13 protein-coding genes and 1 pseudogene are annotated in these 17850 nt (G+C 42.3%); 6 read left to right on the plus strand and 8 right to left on the minus strand.

The genetic code is table 11. The features are described 5' to 3' along the window. Positions 1 to 36 precede the first annotated feature (36 nt). Both hflX and LEP1GSC060_RS14385 read left to right on the plus strand, forming a co-directional pair. Positions 37 to 1864 (plus strand): annotated as a pseudogene (gene hflX / locus LEP1GSC060_RS14380) (GTPase HflX). Between the two features lie 111 nt (positions 1865 to 1975). Beyond that, positions 1976 to 2899, plus strand: coding sequence for an Rpn family recombination-promoting nuclease/putative transposase (locus LEP1GSC060_RS14385; protein ID WP_003005897.1), 924 nt, complete (start codon positions 1976 to 1978; stop codon positions 2897 to 2899). A gap of 92 nt (positions 2900 to 2991) precedes the next feature. Here the strand turns inward: LEP1GSC060_RS14385 and LEP1GSC060_RS14390 are convergent, their stop codons facing one another. Then, entirely contained in the window at positions 2992 to 3363 is a 372-nt protein-coding gene (locus LEP1GSC060_RS14390) for an STAS domain-containing protein (RefSeq protein ID WP_036096533.1), read from the minus strand. Between the two features lie 79 nt (positions 3364 to 3442). Next, positions 3443 to 4732: a homoserine dehydrogenase gene (locus LEP1GSC060_RS14395; protein ID WP_003006621.1), complete on the minus strand. Its 1290-nt coding sequence runs from the start codon at positions 4730 to 4732 to the stop codon at positions 3443 to 3445. A gap of 156 nt (positions 4733 to 4888) precedes the next feature. Here LEP1GSC060_RS14395 and LEP1GSC060_RS14400 point away from each other — a divergent pair, with 156 nt between their 5' ends. Continuing rightward, on the plus strand, positions 4889 to 5500 hold the full coding sequence (locus tag LEP1GSC060_RS14400) for an LIC_10572 family protein (RefSeq protein ID WP_036096638.1): 612 nt from the start codon (positions 4889 to 4891) through the stop codon (positions 5498 to 5500). Positions 5501 to 5602: 102 nt separating this feature from the next. Next, on the plus strand, positions 5603 to 6871 hold the full coding sequence (locus LEP1GSC060_RS14405) for an amidohydrolase family protein (protein WP_003005945.1): 1269 nt from the start codon (positions 5603 to 5605) through the stop codon (positions 6869 to 6871). A gap of 128 nt (positions 6872 to 6999) precedes the next feature. On the opposite strand, the gene LEP1GSC060_RS14410 is transcribed toward LEP1GSC060_RS14405, so the two are convergent. Next, complete coding sequence (locus LEP1GSC060_RS14410) at positions 7000 to 9138, minus strand: adenylate/guanylate cyclase domain-containing protein (RefSeq protein ID WP_003005780.1); 2139 nt, start codon at positions 9136 to 9138, stop codon at positions 7000 to 7002. A gap of 136 nt (positions 9139 to 9274) precedes the next feature. On the opposite strand from LEP1GSC060_RS14410, the gene LEP1GSC060_RS14415 reads away from it, so the two are divergent. Both LEP1GSC060_RS14415 and rlmD read left to right on the plus strand, forming a co-directional pair. Continuing rightward, positions 9275 to 9877: an ankyrin repeat domain-containing protein gene (locus LEP1GSC060_RS14415; protein ID WP_003006309.1), complete on the plus strand. Its 603-nt coding sequence runs from the start codon at positions 9275 to 9277 to the stop codon at positions 9875 to 9877. Between the two features lie 59 nt (positions 9878 to 9936). Next, positions 9937 to 11118 (plus strand): 23S rRNA (uracil(1939)-C(5))-methyltransferase RlmD, encoded by a 1182-nt coding sequence (gene rlmD / locus LEP1GSC060_RS14420; protein ID WP_003006656.1) that lies wholly within the window; start codon positions 9937 to 9939, stop codon positions 11116 to 11118. 182 nt (positions 11119 to 11300) lie between these two features. On the opposite strand, the gene LEP1GSC060_RS14425 is transcribed toward rlmD, so the two are convergent. From LEP1GSC060_RS14425 to LEP1GSC060_RS14445, 5 genes are all read right to left on the minus strand, one after another. After that, a complete protein-coding gene (locus LEP1GSC060_RS14425) occupies positions 11301 to 13616 on the minus strand; it encodes an ATP-binding protein (protein ID WP_003005796.1) in 2316 nt (771 codons plus the stop codon). A 1-nt stretch (position 13617) separates the two neighbouring features. After that, positions 13618 to 14703, minus strand: a complete 1086-nt coding sequence (locus LEP1GSC060_RS14430; protein WP_003005856.1) for a metallophosphoesterase family protein — start codon at positions 14701 to 14703, stop codon at positions 13618 to 13620. Between the two features lie 82 nt (positions 14704 to 14785). Beyond that, complete coding sequence (locus LEP1GSC060_RS14435; protein ID WP_003006155.1) at positions 14786 to 15484, minus strand: hypothetical protein; 699 nt, start codon at positions 15482 to 15484, stop codon at positions 14786 to 14788. 75 nt (positions 15485 to 15559) lie between these two features. Continuing rightward, a complete protein-coding gene (locus LEP1GSC060_RS14440; RefSeq protein WP_003006688.1) occupies positions 15560 to 17017 on the minus strand; it encodes an SBBP repeat beta-propeller lipoprotein, LipL53 family in 1458 nt (485 codons plus the stop codon). A 140-nt stretch (positions 17018 to 17157) separates the two neighbouring features. Beyond that, positions 17158 to 17844, minus strand: coding sequence for a DNA-3-methyladenine glycosylase family protein (locus tag LEP1GSC060_RS14445; RefSeq protein WP_003005827.1), 687 nt, complete (start codon positions 17842 to 17844; stop codon positions 17158 to 17160). Between the last annotated feature and the right edge of the window lie 6 nt (positions 17845 to 17850).

The raw sequence follows: 17850 nt of genomic DNA on the forward strand, positions 1-17850 counted from the left end.
TTTTTCAGATTTTTCCTGTTTTTTTCCATGACAAGCATGATTTACAAAAACTCGGAATGCTTGACGGAAACCGAGAATGCTGTTACGTTTTAGCAAAGGGAGAACATTCCGTATTAGCAAGCTCAGCGGTAACCTCAACGGTCTCAAATCCAACCAAATTCAAAGACTTAAAAAAATTTCCGAAAAAAGAATTCGGGAAGACGTAATCGTTAGTCAAGAATTGGCGCGCACTCTCTGCGAATTGTCCTTAGAAATCGGCAAACAAATCGGAGTCCTAATCGATCGCTCCGGCCACGTAACGCATGTGTTGGTCGGCTCCGACAATTCGATCGAAATTCCCTTTTTGGATCGACTCCGTACTTCCGAAGCGAGGCTCCGAGGTCTCAGATTGGTCCACACACATTTAAAGGGAGAATCTTTGAACCAAGAGGATTTGACCGACTTGGCTTTGTTGCGTTTGGATTATTTAACCGCGGTCGTTATGGATTCTTCCGGAAATCCGAACGGATACTATTCCGCGCATCTCAATCCGGAGTCGGAAGACGAACTTTGGATCGTTCTTCCCAAACGATACCCCGGACAACTGAAGGAAGGAATCCTGGATGAAATTTTAGAAATAGAATCCAGACTTTCCCGTTCGAAAAAAAATCTCAAAGACGCTCAGAAGGAAAACCGCGCTTTCTTAGTCGGAGTTTATCCCGAAAGAAACGTAGGCAGACATCCTTCTTTATCCATGGAAGAATTGAAGGAACTCTGTAGAACCGCGGAGGTTCACGTCGTGGATACGTTTATGCAGAGAAAAAATCGTCTCGATCCTTCTACGGTTTTGGGTAAAGGAAAACTGCAAGAGATCATTTTGAAAGCGATTCAAAAACACGTGGAGCTTCTGGTGTTTGATCTGGAGCTCACTCCTTCTCAAGCCAAAAAAATTTCGGATATCGCGGACATCAAGGTGATCGATAGGACACAACTCATTCTCGATATCTTTGCGCGAAATGCAAAAAGCAGAGACGGTAAACTTCAGGTGGAATTGGCTCAGCTCAAATACCTCAAAGGGCGTCTAACGGAGTTGGACGATAACATGTCCAGGTTGACCGGGGGAATCGGAGGAAGAGGTCCGGGAGAAACAAAACTGGAAATCGGAAAACGGAGAGTCGAAGAAAGAATTACAAGGCTTGAAGTGGAACTTAAGTCTCTCAAAAAACGAAGGGAGATCAGTCGAAGACAAAGAAAGAAAAACGAATTGCCTTCCGTCGGTATCGTTGGTTATACGAACGCGGGAAAATCCACTCTCTTAAACGCTCTGACAAACAGCGACGTTCTTTCCGAGAACAAACTTTTCGCCACACTCGATCCGACCACCAGAAGAATTCGTTTTCCCGAAGAAAGGGAAATTGTAGTCTCCGACACCGTCGGTTTTATTCACGATCTTCCTCCCGAACTTTCCAACGCGTTCAAAGCGACCTTGGAGGAACTGGGAGACTCCGATCTTTTGGTGCACGTCGTGGACGTTTCCAACCCGGATTATAAACTTCAGATGGAAGCGGTCGAAAAAATTTTAGAAGAATTAGAACTTTCTCATATACCGATGATCCAAGTGTTCAACAAAATCGATAATCTCGAAAAGTTCAAAACCTGGGCGGTTGAAAACGATTCGAACGGTTATAAAAAATCTTCCCGACCATCCGTAAATCACGGTCCGGGATTGGAGGTGATCGCGGATTTGAAAGAGGATTTGGGAATCGACATTCACTCCGATACGGTTTTAGTTTCCGCGTATCAAGGTTGGGGTTTGAAAACTTTTCTGGATCTTTTGGAACAAAGAATCTACGATCACTCCCGCTACGGGAACCTTCGAATTTAGATATTTTATCTTTCCGGAATGGTTTATCGAGTATCAAGAGCGGAACTAAAAATTCTCATAAACATTCTTTTTTTATAATATACAAAAATCGTTTATTTTCCAAAATACCGTATGTCCGAAATTAACAATCCTCACGACCGACTGATTCGAGAAACGTTTCAGGATAAAGTGGAAATTGTATCTTTTTTCAAAAACACACTTCCATCGGAAGTCGTAAATCTACTGGACTTGGGAAGTTTAGAATTACTGAAATCTAACTTCATTTCTGAAGAGTTGAAAGAAGAACAGGCGGATATGCTTTATTCAGTGCGATTAAAGTCCGGAAAGGAGGCGCAGATCTATATCCTTTTTGAACACAAAAGTTATTTAGATCCCGATATCTACGTACAACTCTTGGGTTATCTTTCCAAAATATACAATAGCCAAATCAAGAATAACGGTTCTTATTTCGTAGTGATTCCGTTTGTATTTTATCACGGAGAAATGAAATGGATGTTGGGAGAGTATTTCCTGAATCAATTTTCACTCAGTGAAGAGGAACGAATTTTAAAAGACTTTATCCCAAATTTTAGGATCGACCTTTTTGATTTATCCGGGGTTGATTTAAAAAATAAACTGGAAAGTATAACGCTTCGAGTAGTTTTTGGAGTGGTGCAGAGGATTCGCGATGGCGAATTGGATTTTATAACTCACTTACCTGTTTTATTTTCCGTTTTAGTTAACATAGAGGACGAATCTAAAAGAGTTGCAATCCTAAAGAAATTGTTATTGTATATTTATTGGGTGCGGGATTTGAAACCATCCGCATTGAGGGAAGTCCTTCATACGGCGAAATTGGAACAATACGAGGAGTTGACCATGACAACGGCAGAGCAATTGATCGCAGAAGGAATGCAAAAGGGAATCGAGAAGGGAATCGAGAAAGAAAAACTGGAGGCGGCCGGTAAAATGTTTGATGAAGGGATCAAAATCGAAGTAATTCTTAGAGTCACCGGATTAACCGAAAAAGATCTCAAAAATCATGGATTCCTTTGAATCAATTTGAATAAAAAGGATTCTCTCTTTTAAAAATTCTCATCCAACTCTTTTGTGCGTTATAGACCGAAAGTCAGGTCGTTTGTCGGCTATCAAGAAAAAGCTTTTTGAGCTTCCTCAACGGAATGATAGATCTGTACTTTTTTAGGAAGTTCCATCAGACGAATTACGTTTTCCAAAAAATGATTGAGACCGCCGATTACGATTTTGCCGGAATGTTGATCCACGGTTTTGATCAAGGTAAGAATCATAGCGACTCCCACGCTGTTGATGTATTCGAGATTCGAGAGATCCAAGATGATGTTATAAACTTCGTCTTCGAAGATGAAATGGATTTTGCGGGAAATCTCGAAAGAGTTGGAGTTGGTCACCTTTCCGTTGAACACAACGAGTTGGACTTCCTTATCGGGGAGACTTGTTCTTGTCGTCTCAATGTACAATGAATCGAATTCTACTCTCGCCATGAAAATTCCTTTATCTCTTTGAGTAAATTTTCCCTCTTAATCATTGAAGCCCGACTTTCCCGTAAATATCATATCGATCTCAAAGTTTGTCTTCCAATCGAATGGCAACCGAAGTATGTCGGATTAAAGACAACTGGTCTATGATCTTTAATGACTTTTTTATATTTTCTTCCGTTGCAGGATGTGTAATCACAACAACCTCAACGGGTTCTTTTTCAGCCTCATTTTGTCTCACGGAAGAGATCGAAATTCCGTGATCTCCCAATACCTTGGAAATTTCAGAAAGAACCCCGGGCAAATCCACGGTTGTAAATCTGAGATAGTAACGTACCAAAGATCCGTTCGCTTCCGAGATGGTCGCTTGCGGGAAAAGATTGTTTTCCGCCAAAATCCCTTTGTTTCTTCTCGCTCCGTAATATAAAACGTCGGAAACGACCGAAGAAGCGGTCGGTAAAGCTCCGGCTCCTTTTCCCACAAACATTCCCGGTCCTGCATAAACGGTTTGATAATAAACCGCATTCATCTCGTTCATAATATTCGCAAACGGATGTTTGACCGGAATCATTACGGGTTGGACTCGGGCTTCGATTTTATGAGACAACTTCCGTACGAGTCCGAGAAGTTTAATTCTATAACCGAGTTCACTCGCAAATTGAATGTCCAATCCGCTAATCTTTGTTATACCTTCGATTTGTACACTCTGTAAAGGAATTTTTTCGGAGAATGCCAAACTTCCTAAGATGCTGATCTTGTGAGCGGTATCGATTCCTTCCACGTCAAAGGTCGGGTCCTTTTCCGCAAAACCCAAATCTTGAGCGATACGTAAAGCTTCCGAATAATCCAGATGTTCGAGTTCCATTTTGGAAAGAATAAAATTTGTAGTTCCGTTGAGAATACCGTATAACGAAAGAAACGAATCGGAACCAAGACCGGATTTGATCGAGCGAATTACCGGAATAGCCCCGGCAACGGACGCTTCCATTCCGATTTCCAAATTTTGCTCCCGAGCAAGAGAGAACAACTCGTCCCCTTTTTGAGAAAGTAAGGCTTTGTTTGCAGTAATCACCGTTTTCCCGTTCTTTAACGCGGCTTTTACGATCGAATCGGCGATGTCCGTTCCGCCGACGAGTTCTAAGATCATATCGATTTCAGGATCGGTAACGATTTTTTGATAATCGGATTCTAGTTTACAACTTGGAAAACTTTGAAGTTCCTTTCTGATTTTTTCGGGAGTTCGAGTACAAACGGAGGAAAGAATCAGTTCTATTCCGAATTTTTCGCGGTATTTGATACTTTCTTTTTTAAGAATTTCAATGACGCCTGACCCGACGGTTCCGGCTCCGATCAATCCAATACGAATGCGTTCCATGGTTTACCATCTTCGTAGTTTGCAGGGAGGATTCACTCAATTTTCAAAGGTGAAGCGGCGTTCCGGAAAGGGTTGAAATTTTATTTTAATTTACAACGAATCATTTTTCTGGTACCAATCAAAGATAAGTTCTTAAATTCAAAAATACAGGTCCAAATGGCAAACAAAAGAAGGCCTCCTAGAAAAAAGCATAATTCAAATCAAAAGGGTTCGGGGGGGAATCGGGAAAACTCCGATTCCAACCGAGGCGGGAACGAACAGAGAGGAAGACATTCTCACCAACAACGTCAGCAGCAAGGAAAGAATTTTCAAAGAAATCAAGAGTTCCATCGTAGAAGTCAGGAACTCGCCGTGGAAAAAGATGCCGCTCCCAAGGTAAGAGTAACGCGAGAAAGCGGAAAGTTTGTGATGCGCGCGATTCTTAGCGTTAGCGTTTTACTTTTAGGTGTCTTCAGTTATTTCATTTGTGAAAACTATCATACAAAAACTCCAGTTTACGGAAAACGCGGCTGGGACGATTCGTTTCATCGATCCGCAACATGGGTCGAAGCGAACGCAATCTGCGATGAAAAGGGAAAACGTCTTCCCGGAAAAGATCAACTTAAGACTTTCAGTAAAAGAGCGGATCAAAAATTAAAAAGCGCGGGAGTGTTCTGGTCTTCCGGCCAAGACGGAGAAACGGGTTATTACTTTTCGGTTAATTTCAAGGACGGTTCGGAAACGAGTAGTCCGGGAACGATGAAGTATAACGTGATCTGCGTTAAGTGAAATCGACAAGCCCTTTTCAAAGTCCAAAACGTAAGACGCAATTCTCATTCGATACGGATTTTTTCCAAGTTCGTATTGATGAGAATTTCCAGGAACCCTTTCATGATTCAAAAAATATCCGGTAGAATCGTCACTCACGACAAAGATTTTTTTGGAACCGTGGAATGGGATCCTAATACGGGACTGATTCTCGAAGTTCGCGAGGATACCGACGCGGTTTTAAACGTAAAGTCAAAGGACGAAGAGATCCGATTCGATTCCTCCGAGACCGTGATCTTTCCGGGTTTCGGAGATATTCACATTCACGCTCGCGAAGACGAGAGCGGCAAACACACATACAAGGAGGATTTTATTTCCGCAAGCGCCGCGGCGGTCAACGGAGGAGTCGTTCACGTCGCCGATATGCCGAACAATCCGATTCCTCCCGTTGACGAAAATACATATTCAAAAAAACGCAAGTTAGCCGATCGTTCTCCAATACACATAACGTTGTACGCGGGGATCGGGCCGAACACAAAACCTTTGAAACAATCCGTCCCTTATAAGGTTTTTATGGGGCCGAGCATCGGAGAACTTTTCTTTCATAACAATCAAACTTTGGAAGATACGATCCGCAATTATACGGGAGAGAATATAAGTTTTCACTGCGAAGATCCGGTCGTTCTGGAAAAACATCAGAACGAAAAATTTCACGAGGACAGAAGACCTTCCGAGGCGGAAACGACTGCGACCGACTTCGCTTTATATTTGATCGAAAAATACGATCTCAGAGGTAAACTTTGTCATTATTCCACGGGTGAAGGTTTGAACAAGATCAAACTCGCCAAACAAAAAGGGACCAAAATCACCTGCGAGGTCACACCCACACATTTGTTTTTCGATAAATCCATGTTGACTCCCGAAAATCGCCATTGGTTTCAGATGAATCCTCCTCTTAGGGACAAGGAAGATCGGGAAAGAATGTTGGAAGGAATCAAACAAGGTTGGATCGATTATCTTGCCACCGATCACGCTCCTCATAGTATCGAAGAAAAACAAAAAGGTACAAGCGGGATTTCCCAACTGGATACATATTCACTTTTTGTAACATGGTTGATTTTGAAAGCGGGTGTGGAATTGAAAACGATCGCAAAAATTTGCGGGAAAAACCCGGGCGACTTTGTGAACGAATATCTTCCCGAAAAATTCGGAAAAGGTTTCGGAAGAATCGAACCCGGATATTCGGCGAACTTCACCGTTTTGAATTTAAAAAAGCCGAAAAAATTTCTCAAAGAAGAAATCAAAAGTAAATCCGGCTGGTCTCCTTTTGAAAATTTCGAATTTCCGGGTTCGATTGAGGCGGTCTTTTTTCGGGGAGCTCGTGTGAAGTGATTGTACTAGGGGTCAGATTTCAGGAAATTTACAGAAGAGGAATATTCTACATTGTTAAAGTCTGATCGTTCTATTAGGAAAATGTAACTAACTACTTGAAACGCGGAACTCATACAAATTCAACTACGTCAATCTCCTAAAACCGTAACCCCTTGCCAGTTTTCAGGAACTCCAAACCTGCAGTTATGCACCGATTTTTCCAAATACACTCTTGCCGCTTGATCGGCTCGGTTTTTTTCCAGGATTCGATTGAAAACGACGCACGCCTCTTCGAAATGTTTTTCTCTGAACAAAAGAATTCCACGTTCGAATTCCTCCCTTGTGTTCATATAAGAATCGATTAAATTTTCGGGAAGTCCGTTGAATACTTCCAAAACCGTATAAACGCTTCTTTGATCTCGAATCTGAATCCGATCCACAACTCTGTAAAAATATCCGGATGCATTTGTTAAACGAAATAAGGTCGAATCGGTGATCAATAAGGAAGAATCGTACATTCTCGAAAGTTGTCCTATTTTTGAAGCGACGTTCACCGAAGACGAAATAACGGTGCTTTCCATCCTTTCGGCTTCTCCGATGGTTCCGAGTAAAATCGGTCCGGTGTGAATTCCGCTACCGGAACGGATCGGATCTTTTCCGTTTGCGATTCTTTCTCGGTTAAACTCCCTTAAAATTCGTTGAATTTCGACGGCGCTTTCCAAAGCCTTTTTTGGCTCCGGAGGAAATAAGGCGAGAAAAGCTTCTCCGAAATATTTGTCGATAAATCCGTCCCTTTCGCGAATTACGGGACCGACCTTACCTAAGAAGGAATTGATGAATTCGAAATTTTCCTTTCCGATCATCTTTTCGGAATGATCGGAAAAAGTTCGGATTTCGTTATAAAGAAGACTCATCTCTTCTTCCACGATGTCTCCGAGTTTGATATCAAGAATATCATGTTTATTTAATATTTTTAACAATTCTCGTGGAACGAAAAGTCTATATGAAGAATTCACTTTTTTTAAACTTTCGGACATGTCTTGCACCGCGTCGAAAGCCAGAGAATATCTTTTAGCTAAAAGATACGCTTCGGAAAAAATGAGAGCGATCAATCCGAACGGAGCGAGAATAAACGTAGGAATGATTCTTTTATTGTAAAAAATATCCTGACTGTATGCGAGAAAAACCGCAGACATTCCGATTAGGATCGGGATCGTACCGGGCTTTTTTCGAATCAATGCGAGCGCCAATGCGTAAAAACCGATTGCAAAACATAAAAACGTAAAAACGTAATACGATTCTATGGTTCCCGTAAATAATACGGGATCTTGAGAAACGACTATCAAGGAAAAAATCGAAGCGATAAATGCGATCGTGTAGTGAATTTCCTTTTTTATCTCTTCCGGAAATAAGGCTCGCAAAAACGCGGTCGTAATCGGAGGAATCAGATAAAAACTTAAGTAAACGATTCGCATATGTACCAGATACGAAACTCCGGGGAAAATCACATGAATCAGATTTTGCTCGGTACTGATCTCTCTGAAACAAAACACCAAACAAAGAATTCCGAAATACAAAAGAGCCGCGTCTTTCTTTCTCAAAAAATAAAGAGTGAAATGATACAATGCCATCGCGATTAAAAACCCGAGAAGAAAAACGTCCACGGTTATTCTTTTTGCCCTAAGTAGAATGATTTGATCTTCGTTTCCGAGGATCAAACGCGCGGTCAAACCTCCTCTCGCGTGATAAAAATTGGAAAGGGGGATTCGAATTTGAAATTCTTTTTTTTGAACTCGGAACGGTAAAATTTTTACGTTCCATTCGGGAGTGGAAGTCTCTTGTGTTTTTCCGGGAACACCTTGCGAGCCGATTTTAATTCCGTCGATCCAAACCTCGTACGCGGTTTCGGAGGTTTCCGCTAAAATGGCAAGGTGTGCCGAACTTTGATTTTCGGGGAGAATCACTTTCAAAAAGTACGTTGCGATTCCGGTGCCGGGATAATTTTTTCCGTCCGGTTCTTGGATTCGAGTCCAAGCCTTAGGGACGGGCATGATTCGATTTTTTTCCGAATCGATATTCGGATTTTCGATAAATTCATTCCAACGAAAGTTCCAATCTCCTTGCAAAGCGACCGGGCCGTACGCTTCAAAATTCCAAGAGGAAAGATCGATCACTCCGGATGCGGCGGAAATACGAGGTCGCTCCGATTCTAGCGCACATTGATTGAAAATAAAAAAGAGTCCGAAAAAAAACAGAACTCGTCTTTGGAAAGAAGTTAAAAAAAGCATGGAACTTTTCTCTATCATAAAATCATACTTTTGCAAGTAAAAAGTCGTGTGGGAACTTCGACGTTCGAAAACCGATGGATATTCGATTCTTTTTTAACGATTGTGATTTATACAAAATCTCTTACACTACACACAGATGAAGGAATATCAAAAATCAAACGCAACGGCAAAGAAGAACGATTTTTCCGAAAAACAACGAACCGCATCCTTTTGGAAACGGTTTATTTTTTTCGGCGCCGTTCAACACGGAAACGTTCCACGAATTCAGTCTCTTTTGCAAAACGGATTGGATCCGAATCTTAATTTTTATCGTGGTATAACTCCTCTTTCACTCGCGGTGAAATACGATCGATTGGAAATCGTTCGCATACTTATGGAATTTCACGCGGACCCGAATCTTTCCGATGACAAAACCGGTTTGACTCCGCTCATACATTGTATCTCGGAGGATTTTTCTCCGGAGACGATGTCGGCTTTGATTGAAGGTGGAGCCGATCTCGATCAAAAGGACGGAAACGGAATGAGTCCTTTACATCATTGTATGAACGAAGGGAAACTTGAACCGTTACGTTTACTTTTGGAAAACGGAGCCGATCCGAACGTTCGTGATTTTGACGGAGTTACATGTATTCATCTTGCAAAGTCTTCTCAGGGAATGTCCGAGTTTACCGAACTACTTTTAAAACACGGAGCTGATCCGACGATCAAAGACAAACACGGAAAAAACTATCTGATGTAGTCGGCTTTAAAAACGAATTCATTTGACAGGTTATCGAGGAGCGAAAGTTTGAAAATAAAATGAAACCTCCCGCGAGTCAATCCTGCCAACATTATCCGGAATGTGCCGGTTGCGACCGACTGCATATCGGTTACGAAAAACAACTGCAACACAAACAGGAAGAGATCGAAAAACGGTTCGGAGGTTTTAAGGGACTTGAAATCCGAACAATCGTAAAAAGTCCGAAGGAACAGATGTACCGTCATAAGGTTCAACTTCCTTTCGGACATCGTAAGATCGGAAAAAAAACCGTTCTAACACTCGGGCTTCATAACAAGGAAAATACGTTCATCATCGATCAAAAGGAATGTAGAATTCAAGACGCCGACTTGACTACCGTGGCCGCGGCGATAAGACACTGGGCGCGTGTCGAAAACCTCGGACCGTATTATGAAAAAAACGGGAGCGGACTTTTAAGACATATCGTACTCCGAAAAGCGAACGCTTCCCAGGAGATTTTGGCGGGAATCGTCACGAACACAGACGAGATTCCGGGAAGAAAAAATCTCACCAACAGTCTACATTCGTATATTAAACAATTCTTAACTAAGGAAAAGTCGAAGGCCGAGGTCGTAGGAATCCTACAAAACGTGAATCGGAGAAATACGAAGGTCGTTTTAGGCGAAAAGGAAACGACTTGGTACGGAAGACATTTCGTAAAGGAAAAGATCGGCAATCTTGATTTTCAGATCGGTCTTTCCACTTTCTTTCAAATCAATCCGTTTCAGATCGAAAATCTTTATAATCTCGTATTGGAGGAACTTTCGAAGGATTCGAACGTGATCGACGCTTATTGCGGAATCGGTACGATTTCCTTGTATGTCGCCGCAAAATCCAAAAAAGTAATCGGTCTGGAGGAAAATCCGAATTCGATTCGTTCCGCGATCGGAGCCGCCAAAGCGAACGGAATCGAGAACGTAACGTTTATCAAGGGAAAGGTTTTACATTCCTTACAAACTGCCTTGAACGAAAAGTCGGACGTTGTGATTTTGGATCCTCCGAGAGAGGGGCTTGATCCGGAAACGAAAAAGATATTATTAAATTCTAAAGTAAATAAGATACTTTACGTTTCTTGTAATCCGGAAACTCTGAGAAGGGACGCGATCGAACTTACAAAAAATTTTAAATACGACAAAATAACTCCGGTGGATTTGTTTCCACACACGAGTCATCTGGAAAGTGTTTCCGTTTTTACGAGATGATTGTTATTAGAGTTGTCGAAAAATTAATTCTTCATCTGTTTTTGCTTCATTGAAATGGTCGGTTGAAGCAGTTTTGTTAATCTGAACTATGGAATTTTTCAACAACTCTATTGAAAAAGGAAATCAAAATATCAATGAATGATAAACTTTAACGATCGACGATTGGAGCGGAAATCGAATCTTCAAAGAGGAATCTTTTTCGAATTCCTAAAAAACTTGAAAACGGTTTCCGCGAGTTCTTCCTGTTTCGTAAAAAAGCAGATTTGATATTCCGTTTCTTCCTGAAACGTTTTGAGATACGAAAGAGCGGATTCGATTCTGGTTTGATCGAGATGAACAAAGGGTTCGTCGAGAAGTAACATTCCGTTTTTAGGAACGGTTTTACGCGCCAAAAATAACTTGAAAATCAGATAAAAAGTCGCGAGAGTTCCGCCGGAAAGATGATCGATGGATCGGAATGTTCCGGATTGATCCTTCATCTTGATCGATTCTTTTTTATCGATCGCTTCGAAAGAAACTTCCCGTTTCGGAAGCATCAGATTGATTTCCTTTCCGATCTCGGAAGCGACAAACACAAACTGAGCCGATTGATCCTTGGATATTTCTTCGACGAGTTCCTGGGCGATTTTGGCTGATTTCCGTCTGGATTCTATTTTAGAAAATTCTAATTCTTTTTCACTCAGGGATTGAATCGTATCGATCAGATCCTTTTCTTTTTCGGGAAGGGAATCCCGAATCCGCGCGTCTTCCACTTGAATTACAGTATTCAAATTTCTTAATTCGTTATCCAGGGATTGAAGTTCGTTTTCGAGTTCCTTTTTTTTAATATCTCTGAATTGTCTTTCCGGGTCGTTCGGAAATCGAGTCGGAACGTCTTCCATCGTTGCGATCGTAGTCTTTTGTTTAATTTCCAGGTCTTCCAAACTTTTGGCGGCGTTATCCGTAAGAATTTTTTTCAAACCCTCTGAAAAGTTTTTGGATTGAGCCTGAAACTCCGCGACTAGTTTGTGATAGTCTTGGATCGTAGCCGAACGTCTATCGTTCAACCAGGAATTTCTTTTGGATTCAAGTCCGGAAATTTTTTCGGATTCGAGTTTTAAGGACGATCGAATCGGATCCAATTCTCCGGCTAACGTACGGATTTCTTTTTCCAAAAATTCTATCCTATGAACGTTGAGTTCGTAGTTTTGGATTTGTTTTCCGAAAAATTCCCTCAGGTTTTCAATTTTATTCATGATAGAAATAGAATATTCTGGAAATGTTAAGTTCCATTGTCCGGAAATTTTGACCACAAAGTCCTTTTCCTTAACGGAACTGTATCGAAAAACGACGGATTCTTTTTTTTGTGAAATTAGAAAAATTCCGAAAGCGATCAAACCGCCGGAAATCAAGGTTCCGCTCAAAGTAGCAACGGGAGAAAGTTTGGAAAATAAAAACGCTCCGAACGACCCGAACACGCCGAGAAGACCGAGTCCGACTAAAACGAATCCTAAAAGTTTTTTCGAGGAATCGAAATGAACCGATCGAATCTCCTCGTTAAAACCGTCTTCACGAAGGGTTTTGTCGATTTTTTCGTTCCATTCCTCCGCTTTTTGTTTTTTCTTTTGAAGAACGGAAATTTGACTTAGGTGCCGATCCAATTCTTTCTTTTTGGAATCGATCGCGTTTTCTTTGTCTTTGAGTAAGGACTGGGAAGAAGAGACGACACTCCCGGATTTTTCGATTTCTTTTTGAAAACTTTCGAAAGCGGAGGATTCGTCCTTTGTATAAAGGAAGTTTTTTTGGATCGATTCTTGGATGGATTTTAACCTTTGAATTTCGGAAAGAGATTCCAAAAGTTGAATCTTCTTTTGAATTTTAGAATCCAAAGCGGAATCCTTTTCGATCCGAGCGAGTTTGTTTTTGATCTCGGTTTCTTTGTTCCGGTCTTTGAGATGTTTTTCCTCTTTTTCAATTTTGTTTTTATTTCTGGAATGTAAGTTTTCGATTTCGGAAACCAACGCGATTCTTTTGGTTTTCAAATCCGAAATTTCTTTTTTCAGGGATTCGAAAAAATTCGCGTCCTTACTACCCGTTTTTGGGGAATGGATCTTTTTGAACGAACCGGAGATTCCTTCCAAGTCGACTCCGCTGTTTAAAAGTTTGCTCCGAAGAAAATCGGGTTTGATAAACTTATCGTTGTTAAACGCAAATTCAAGTTCGCCTTCCCGGAGAGAAACGCAGTGAACGTACTGAGGAGCCGCGTCCTTGGAAAGATCGGGAACGTTTCCTAGGATTTTATAACCGTCCAAACATTTCTCGCCGTAACGGGCAAGAATACTTTTTTTCGGTTCTTGACTCGCCGTAAGAAACTTACTACCGATTGCGAGTCGGAGCGCGTCGAAGACGGTGGTTTTTCCGGATTCGTTTTTACCGAAAAAGACGGTGACACTTTCCGAAAGATCGAAATCCTTCCCTTCGAATTTACCGAATTTGAGAAGTTGAACGCCCGAGATCATCTTAATTTTTCCCCGCATTTTCTTCGATTTGTTCGAGACCTAAAACTAAAATTTCGTTCCAATCGAGAGAATCCGCGCCGTCCCAGTTTGTTTTTTTATCCATTAGCTTTTCGTAAAATAGTTTTGCGATCGGGTTGTCGATCAAAGTGGACGAGGTTTTGAGATCTCCCGTTTTGATATCCAATTTTCTACAAACGAGAGATTTTTCGAAACGAGCCAGAATTTCAGAGACGGAATGTTCGTCTTCCACGATTCCGGAAACTTTGATACGAACGAAATCCTGTTCGGAAACGAGCGCGGGAATTTTGGAAAGTTCCGGAACTTCACCCGTAAGAGTCGAAGAAACGGAAAATTCCTTAAATTCTCCGGCGGAGGAAAGGATCTTTTTTTGAAGGACGGGAGTTCCGTTTTTTCCGAGGGTCACGATGTTGACGGAACGCGGACCGAACTCGCCGGAGGAAACGACTCTGGGCGAACCGGGGTAGGCTTTGAGAAGGGCCCCGGATCTTTCGGAACGTTCGCAGTGAATATGTCCGAGCGCCAAGTAGTCGAACTTGGCTTCCGCAAAAGGATTGGAATCCAAAATCGAATCCGCTTCTTCGGGGGAAGGGCCGAGGTATTCCACGAGTTTTGTATCGGTACCGTGTAGGAGCGCGATCCGGTATTGAACCTTTTTTTCGTTAAATTGAATATTCGAATAATCTAAAGTTCTTTTGAACGGAAAACCGAAAAACTCCGCGTCGACACCGTCGACTTCCTCGGTCCAAAGTTTGTAGGAATCGTTTTTTTGCGGATACAACATCGGAGAAAGATCCGCCGAAATCGGAAACGTTCCTTCGGGAATACCGAGTTCTTCGTGATTTCCGGGGATATAAAAAATTTTTCCGGAGAAAGTTTTTAAAATCTCCTTCACTTCCTCTTTTAACGCGGCAATATCCGAGTTTCGATCGAAAAGATCTCCGCAAAAAAGGATATGAGTGCACCGTTCTTCCGTCGCGCCGGAAATGATTTCTTTCAAGACGCAAAGGGAATAATCTTTTTCCTTTTGACTGAGGTGAAGGTCCGCCGTGTGTAAAAATCGAATCATGATCTGGTTCCTGTCGTCAAAGTTTATCCTCTTTCTAAACCGCTGATTCCTCTAACCCTCTAAGCGCCAATTCGTTGAATTTTTAATCCGCCTGATCTAAAAAAGAAATCAGATGTTGTTCCGCGTATTGAATGACTTTTTGAATTCGATCGGAAGCGTTCCATTTTTCGGAAATCATCCGAGGCGCGCCCCAAAGAAAAATCGCTTCGATAAAAACTTTGCGAGGATCCGGAAAGAAAGATTCGATTTTGATTTCGATTCCGTGGTCTTCCGGGTCTTGGGGATTTAGCGGAGGCAGAACGAATCGAAGTCCGCCGCCTAATATGGGTCTTCCGAGTTGTTGCAGACTGTCTTTGCTCTGACGAAGTCTTTTTTCCCAAATCTCGCCAAACGCGTGTTCTGTGGAAGAGTCCGTTAAAAGACGAACGGTAAGGTCGCTCTTGACCACGTTTTTTCCTTGGATCTGCCAGACCTTGTCGAACGCTTCGATGACTCTTTCAAAATCTTCTTCTATGGATTCCAACGAACCTTCCGGATTTTCGGAAATGACGAGCAGTTGTGTGATATTCGGTCCGGCGTTGACGATCTGAACGGTTAAGACCGATTGAGACAGTTGTCTGGTGAATACGTTTTGATTCGGTCCGTAGTTGGTTCCCGTGATTTCGATTCCTAATTCTTCCAGGTTGGATTGGAACTGAAGGATCTCGGATTTGGATCGAACGACGATCGGTAAGTATAAGTCGCTGAGTCCGACATGAATGATGTTTCGATTTCGGTTCATGATTTGTACTCTTTGAGTCCTTTGTCTCAAACGGATCTTTTTTGAACAGAAAAGAAATGGAATCCCGGTTCGCGGTTATTTGTATTTCAGAATGAATAAGTCCTGGGATCCTCGGATGGGAACTCCGTGGATTGCGCCGTTTGTATATCCGGAACAGTAGAGATTTCCTTTTAAGTCGAGTCCGATTCCCGTGCCGTACATGGACACATTGGAAGTTCCGATCTGTCGCGCCCGAACGATTTCTCCGGAAGAATTGTGTATGGTCAAAAAAACGTCGGATATTCCCTTAGAATTGTCGTTTCCATTTATGATATTTCCGGTGCTCCAACCGGTCGTAAAAATGTTCCCGTCTTCATCGTTTCGTATATCTGTAATCACGGTCTCTTTTCGCGACTCACCTTTCTCGATCGGACCGAATTGTTTGACCCATTGTAGAACGCCGGACGAATCGTATTTTACTAAGGTTCCACGAAAATTCCTTCCGGTCTCCGCACTTGATTCTAAATTACCGTTGCTATTTCCGCCCACAAAAACGTTACTCAACGGATCTACGCTGATGGACGCACCTTCAACCCAACTTAAAGCGCGGCCGAGTTGAGCGAAAAATTCTCGATTACCGTCAGAGTCGTATTTAAGAATAAAAAGGTCGAAATGTCCGATGCCTGGAATTGTATCCGTCGCCAAGTTTCCGCTTACCTGACCGGTCATATAAATATGACCCGTAACCTTATCAACGGTTACTGCGTTCGAATAAACTTGCCCTCCCGCGATTGCAATCTGTTGGACCCAAACTTGGTTTCCGTCCGTATCGAATTTGACGATGAAACCGTTGCGCCCTATCCTCGGGCCGCCGAAGGGTCCGGTGGAAGTTCCAGCTATATAAGAATTTCCGAATGTATCTACCACGATTCCCGCGGGGTACGTTAGAAATTTTTCTCCCACACCGCCCGTTTGTTTGGCCCAGACTTGGGTTCCGTCGGAATTGAATTTGATTAGGAACATGTCTTGTTCGCTTGAATGTGGGCCTGCAAAGTCGCCCTTTGTATTGCCGACGACATACAAGTTTCCGTTCGGATCGACTGCGATACCTGCAACACTTAGCGTCCCGCCCGGGGCTCCTACTTGTTTGGTCCAGATTGTATTTTTGTTGGAATCATACTTTCCAAGGATGATATCCCTGATTCCGATACGATTTGTATTGTAAAGCGCGCGGTTCGTCGTTCCCCCCGCGTAGACAAAGCCGTTTTTATCTAACACAAAGCTTACGTCCGTGCTTCTTGCGTTCGGGGCTCCGACTAACAAAGTCCATTCTAATTCTAAGTTGTTTAAATTTTTACGCAGTGAGACGGTCTCGATTTCGTCTTCGGTTTCATTTTTTCCTTCGATTTCGGTTCCCGTTTTTACTTCGGTGACAACCCCTCGAAATAAAAATTGTAGCCAGTAGTCTTTTGTTTCCGGATTGGACGGATTGGATATTCGTGTTGGAGAACAAGTCTGAAGGAGTATAAAAAGAAAAAGGAAGCTCAAAATCATAATATTTTTCCATATTTAGCCATTTCAATTTCAAGGGCGTTAATGTGGAATTATGGGAGATTTTGTATAGAAATTTCGGTACGAATAGGGTATTCCATCCTACTGGAATAGGATGTGGGAATGAAAGAGGGAAGGCGCCTTCAACCCCAGCCTTCGCCCCCGTCCACGTCCGCCCAAAGATACCAGGAAAGAATCGTTCTATAGGGGGAATAACTCTTTAAGAAATGTTGAATTTCCTTTTTGTTCTCCTTGGAAATCCCATAGTGTTTTTCGACCGATTTTCTAAGAATCAGATCGTTGATAGAAAAATGATCCCAACTATCCAAGGCGAAGATCAGGACCATTTCCGCCGTCCAAGGCCCCACACCCTTTAAGGAACAAAGAAGGTTTAGAACATCAGAATCTTCTAATTTACGAAGTTTGGAATCCGTGATATTCCGTTTAAAATACGCTTCGGCGACTCGTTGGATCGTTTCGGATTTAGCTTGGGAAACTCCGATCTTTCTCATATCCGAGGTTTGTATCCTAAGAATTTGTTTCGGAGAAGGGATTTTTTTGCCTCCGGCTAAGGCGATCAATCTACGTTCAAAGGTCAGGGCTACTTTGACGGAGAGTTGTTGTCCCAGGACGGATTTAATCAAAACCTGATAAGGGGTTCCGATGGTCCGTAGTTTGCAAGGTCCGACGTGATCGATCAATCTTTTTGTGACGGGATCTTTTTTACGGAGCCAATCGGACGCTTTTTTAAGACGAACGTCCCTATCTTTTAAAACGACAGAAGGACTTTTTTTAGGATTGGCGGATCGGGAGGAATCGGGAAAAGGCATTCAAGT

The organism is Leptospira weilii serovar Ranarum str. ICFT (assembly GCF_000332415.1).
Classification (GTDB): Bacteria; Spirochaetota; Leptospiria; order Leptospirales; family Leptospiraceae; genus Leptospira; species Leptospira weilii_A.

Bases quoted from the DNA above. Each gene is read 5' to 3' on its own strand.
- LEP1GSC060_RS14385 (WP_003005897.1), top strand. From the start codon at position 1,976: ATGTCCGAAATTAACAATCCTCACGACCGACTGATTCGAGAAACGTTT.
- LEP1GSC060_RS14390 (WP_036096533.1), bottom strand. From the start codon at position 3,363: ATGGCGAGAGTAGAATTCGATTCATTGTACATTGAGACGACAAGAACA.
- LEP1GSC060_RS14395 (WP_003006621.1), bottom strand. From the start codon at position 4,732: ATGGAACGCATTCGTATTGGATTGATCGGAGCCGGAACCGTCGGGTCA.
- LEP1GSC060_RS14400 (WP_036096638.1), top strand. From the start codon at position 4,889: ATGGCAAACAAAAGAAGGCCTCCTAGAAAAAAGCATAATTCAAATCAA.
- LEP1GSC060_RS14405 (WP_003005945.1), top strand. From the start codon at position 5,603: ATGATTCAAAAAATATCCGGTAGAATCGTCACTCACGACAAAGATTTT.
- LEP1GSC060_RS14410 (WP_003005780.1), bottom strand. From the start codon at position 9,138: ATGCTTTTTTTAACTTCTTTCCAAAGACGAGTTCTGTTTTTTTTCGGA.
- LEP1GSC060_RS14415 (WP_003006309.1), top strand. From the start codon at position 9,275: ATGAAGGAATATCAAAAATCAAACGCAACGGCAAAGAAGAACGATTTT.
- rlmD (WP_003006656.1), top strand. From the start codon at position 9,937: ATGAAACCTCCCGCGAGTCAATCCTGCCAACATTATCCGGAATGTGCC.
- LEP1GSC060_RS14425 (WP_003005796.1), bottom strand. From the start codon at position 13,616: ATGATCTCGGGCGTTCAACTTCTCAAATTCGGTAAATTCGAAGGGAAG.
- LEP1GSC060_RS14430 (WP_003005856.1), bottom strand. From the start codon at position 14,703: ATGATTCGATTTTTACACACGGCGGACCTTCACCTCAGTCAAAAGGAA.
- LEP1GSC060_RS14435 (WP_003006155.1), bottom strand. From the start codon at position 15,484: ATGAACCGAAATCGAAACATCATTCATGTCGGACTCAGCGACTTATAC.
- LEP1GSC060_RS14440 (WP_003006688.1), bottom strand. From the start codon at position 17,017: ATGATTTTGAGCTTCCTTTTTCTTTTTATACTCCTTCAGACTTGTTCT.
- LEP1GSC060_RS14445 (WP_003005827.1), bottom strand. From the start codon at position 17,844: ATGCCTTTTCCCGATTCCTCCCGATCCGCCAATCCTAAAAAAAGTCCT.